The 3,451-nt window shown below is 35.5% G+C and carries 6 protein-coding genes and 2 tRNA genes; all 8 read left to right on the forward strand.

What is annotated here, in order from left to right:
• Positions 1-197 (forward strand): hypothetical protein (locus IV67_RS09420; RefSeq protein WP_201782726.1); only part of this gene is annotated, 197 nt, incomplete at its 5' end.
• A gap of 2 nt (positions 198-199) precedes the next feature.
• Positions 200-595, forward strand: a complete 396-nt coding sequence (locus tag IV67_RS03330; RefSeq protein WP_057787109.1) for a hypothetical protein — start codon at positions 200-202, stop codon at positions 593-595.
• On the forward strand, positions 592-831 hold the full coding sequence (locus tag IV67_RS03335) for a hypothetical protein (RefSeq protein ID WP_057787111.1): 240 nt from the start codon (positions 592-594) through the stop codon (positions 829-831). Before IV67_RS03330 ends, IV67_RS03335 begins: the two co-directional genes overlap by 4 nt.
• A gap of 84 nt (positions 832-915) precedes the next feature.
• The gene (locus IV67_RS03340) at positions 916-1,638 is read left to right on the forward strand and encodes a hypothetical protein (RefSeq protein WP_057787113.1); all 723 of its coding nucleotides are present in this window, start codon (positions 916-918) and stop codon (positions 1,636-1,638) included.
• A gap of 513 nt (positions 1,639-2,151) precedes the next feature.
• The gene (locus IV67_RS03345; protein ID WP_057787115.1) at positions 2,152-2,556 is read left to right on the forward strand and encodes a DUF722 domain-containing protein; all 405 of its coding nucleotides are present in this window, start codon (positions 2,152-2,154) and stop codon (positions 2,554-2,556) included.
• A gap of 105 nt (positions 2,557-2,661) precedes the next feature.
• Positions 2,662-2,729 (forward strand) — tRNA-OTHER (locus IV67_RS03350).
• A gap of 71 nt (positions 2,730-2,800) precedes the next feature.
• Complete coding sequence (locus tag IV67_RS03355) at positions 2,801-3,157, forward strand: DUF1304 domain-containing protein (RefSeq protein ID WP_057787117.1); 357 nt, start codon at positions 2,801-2,803, stop codon at positions 3,155-3,157.
• A 40-nt stretch (positions 3,158-3,197) separates the two neighbouring features.
• Positions 3,198-3,270 (forward strand) — tRNA-Lys (locus IV67_RS03360).
• The last annotated feature ends 181 nt before the right edge of the window (positions 3,271-3,451 follow it).

The following is a 3,451-nucleotide window of genomic DNA, read 5'->3' on the forward strand; positions in this document are numbered from 1 at the left end:
GAAATGACGAAGGAAAGCCAATTGTAATAGAGCCAAGCGAGCATGAAGAGACTTTCACATATGATGAAGGGTTCACATATGACGTAGCTAAAGTATACAAGCGTCAAACACATGGTGAATTAGAAGAGTTAATTTCGGATAGTGATGGCTTATCAATTTCCATATGGGATTTGCGTGATTTATTAAAAGGAGAGTAATCATGAGTGAACTAGAACAAGTATCTCAAAAGATGATGGAAGAGTTAGAGGATTTTGGAAGACATACGTTTGATATTGGAATGAACCTATTTTTTAAAAACTGCTATCCGGAGTTGGAACATTACCGTTGTACGCACGGTGTAGGTCTTGATTTTAACGTGTTCTTAAAAATCATTAAGCATGTTAATGGCGACCCGCAATTTGAAGCAGAGAAGCCTAAAAAGTGGATTGTTGAATCTATCAAAGACGCCGACGACGAACATTGGTACCTTGTCAAGCGCTATGGAATGTTCACACTAAAACCATTATATTCTATAGACGCTTATAAATTTGATACACGAGAAGAAGCAGAAAAGTGGACGAATCCACAAACAGAAGTAGTTGAGGTGGAAGAGTGATTAAGTACGCATTTAAAGGATTATTTACTAATTTTGTTCAATCAATTGTCTATGTTGGTTTTGCACTTTTCATTGCAAAAATAGGTGGTTATCAAGCAACGTGGCAATTAATTTGGATTGCAGTAGCTGTAACTTCATTAGTACTTAATGTGGGTAATGGCCTGATTACAACAAGAAGTCCATTAGATCAGTTAGCTGAAGCAATTGAATTTATGAATAACAATAAAGATGTGTAGTTTATGTTTGCGGTTAGGTTTAAATTGAAATGGATGTAAAATGAAATTGGAAACTTAGATTAAACCGTAGAAAGGAGCGGTAAAGTGAACGAAGATATTTATAAAGAGTTTGAACGTGAACGTTTAGATGGGATGTCAATACGTGATATTGCAACCCAATATAGTCATGGAACAGATTACTATATTAGAAATGGATATGTGGAACGGTTCAATGATGAACATCCTGATTTTCCAGAATTACGTGGACGTAGAGCGCATGATTATGAAGTAACATCAGCACGTACTTATCGAGGGAAGTTAGACGAGGCAGAGTACCTTGTATTTGAAAAACGACGTTTGTCAGGAGAAAGTATTGACGATATTTCACGTAGTAGGAATCGTGGGAAAGGTTATTACTATCAAGGTGGATACGTCACACGTTTTAATCGTGAACATCCAGAAATGAGAAATCACAGAGCAAAAACTTTCAACAAAAATAAACGATTAACAGCGATTCAGGTATATGACAAATACATTGATTATCATCGCCAGGGATTGTCTATTTTTGAAATTGCTAAAAAGTTGAACATGGAAGTTGCTGCTTTAAGACAAATTGTTACTAAAAAGAGTTATGAGGCAGGTTTGGCATATGCTGATCATAGTTTAGCGAATGATGTTACGCGTGCGAAAAGTAGAAAAGAAAAATTGAACTTGATTCATGATTTTAGAGTTGAGCTAATTGCAGAATATGGTAAGACGTTGATGGATGTGCCGGATAATGAGCCAAGATTGTTGGCGTTGCAATTGGCAAATCAGGCTTTAAAGTAAATAAAAACACCACCACTTTGTCGGTTAAAAGTGGTGGTGTACAGGCCCTGTGTTGTTATTTTAGAAAGGAAAAGAAACGACGTATAGTTTTCTGTAAGGAAAAGAAACGACGTAGGTTTAAAAAGAGGTGGGCCTGTATACCTAAGTATAACAAAAAACGCCCAACTGTCGATAGATGGTTATGGTTTGATTTGAAGTAAATAAAAAAGCCACTGGATGCAGTGGCATGATGTAAATATGTGAGAAATTAGTTAGCAATAGATTTTTTCATTTTTAGGAATGGAAGTACTCACAATATCTACAACAAATATAAAAGCATGAATAAATTTAAAATGACAGCGTTTACATTTATAAATTTCTATTTTAGGAAGTGTGGGTACTTTAAATGAATGTATAAAAAAATGCCTAGAAAAAATCTAGACACCTTATATAAGAAAACGTTCCATAATTAATCTATCATAAGTTATAGTTCGGATAAAGGGGTTAACTGATAATTGTTTGGAGGATGAGTCATTGGCGGATAAATATGACAAAATGCTGGAGAAGTTTTTTACTGGCGGGCTGGATTTAGAGATTAAAATGCGGGAGGAAGAATTACGCCATCCTCAATTAGCTATTGATGAAAATATTGGTGGCAGCAGAGCACAAAATAAACGATCATACAGTGTTGAAAATACAATGGTAAAGATTGAGTCAGATGAAACGTTAAACAAGCTGAAAGAGCAACGACGTGCCATTGTAGAAACGATTAAAACATTTGATCGGGAACACAATGAAGTTGTTTCCCAACATTATCGACAACGTATAAGCTGGGACATGATTGCAACCCTTCACTTCACCGATCGAAGAACAGTTATAAGGTGGCGCGATGAGTTTAAGGATTATTTATTATCGTGGAATAGAAGTATTTTTGATTGAAAATGATGTCACTTTTTAGTCGAAAAAAGGTGTTATTATTGTAGTGTTGAATGATTAGCGCGAGATCATTCAACGTGAGTAATGAGACTCCTTTCAAAATTGGTAAGACACGTAGCTTAACGGTAAAGCCACATACTTAGGTATCTTTGCAGGTTCGATTCCTGTCGTGTCTATTATTTTCCAGACATGGAAATTGACAAAATTCTCTTTAAGAGTATCTTTAAGTGTTGGAGGTACCTATGGTATGAATATATTTACAATAGTTGTGTCAGTTCTAGTTGCCTTAGAATTTTTCTTTATAATGTATTTAGAAACGTTTGCTACGACATCTGATAAGACGGCCAAAACGTTTGGAATGACGTACGATGATTTGCAGAACGTTAAAATACAGAGTTTATTTAAGAATCAAGGCGTGTATAACGGATTGATTGGTTTGGGCATTTTGTACAGTTTATTTATTGTTGAGTCTTCAAGTATACTCGGCATGATCTTAGTATATATTGTGGGAGTTGCAGTATATGGAAGCTTTACAGTGGATAAGAGTATTGTGTTCAAGCAAGGTGGACTAGCGATTTTAGCGTTAATCACGATGTTGTTTTAAAGTTTGAAAAGGTTACTTTCGCTAGTAACCTTTTTCTGTTGCTTCTATAGCTCAGTTGGTAGAGCAGAGGACTTTTAATCCTTGGGTCGTAGGTTCAAATCCTACTGGGAGCATTTTGCGACCCTCACTTTTGATGGTCGCAAACATAAATAAACGTAAATAAATTTAAATGAATTAAAGTCTGTCAAAGATGGCAGGCTTTTTATTTTGGGCATAGTTACTGAACTTTGGTATAATCTACTTATTAAATGACAGGAGACTTTAGATTATGACATGGGTTCAATTAGGAAGTGG

Source organism: Weissella minor (genome assembly GCF_001437425.1).
GTDB classification, from domain to species: domain Bacteria; phylum Bacillota; class Bacilli; order Lactobacillales; family Lactobacillaceae; genus Weissella; species Weissella minor.

Bases quoted from the DNA above. Each gene is read 5' to 3' on its own strand.
- IV67_RS03330 (WP_057787109.1), top strand. From the start codon at position 200: ATGAGTGAACTAGAACAAGTATCTCAAAAGATGATGGAAGAGTTAGAG.
- IV67_RS03355 (WP_057787117.1), top strand. From the start codon at position 2,801: ATGAATATATTTACAATAGTTGTGTCAGTTCTAGTTGCCTTAGAATTT.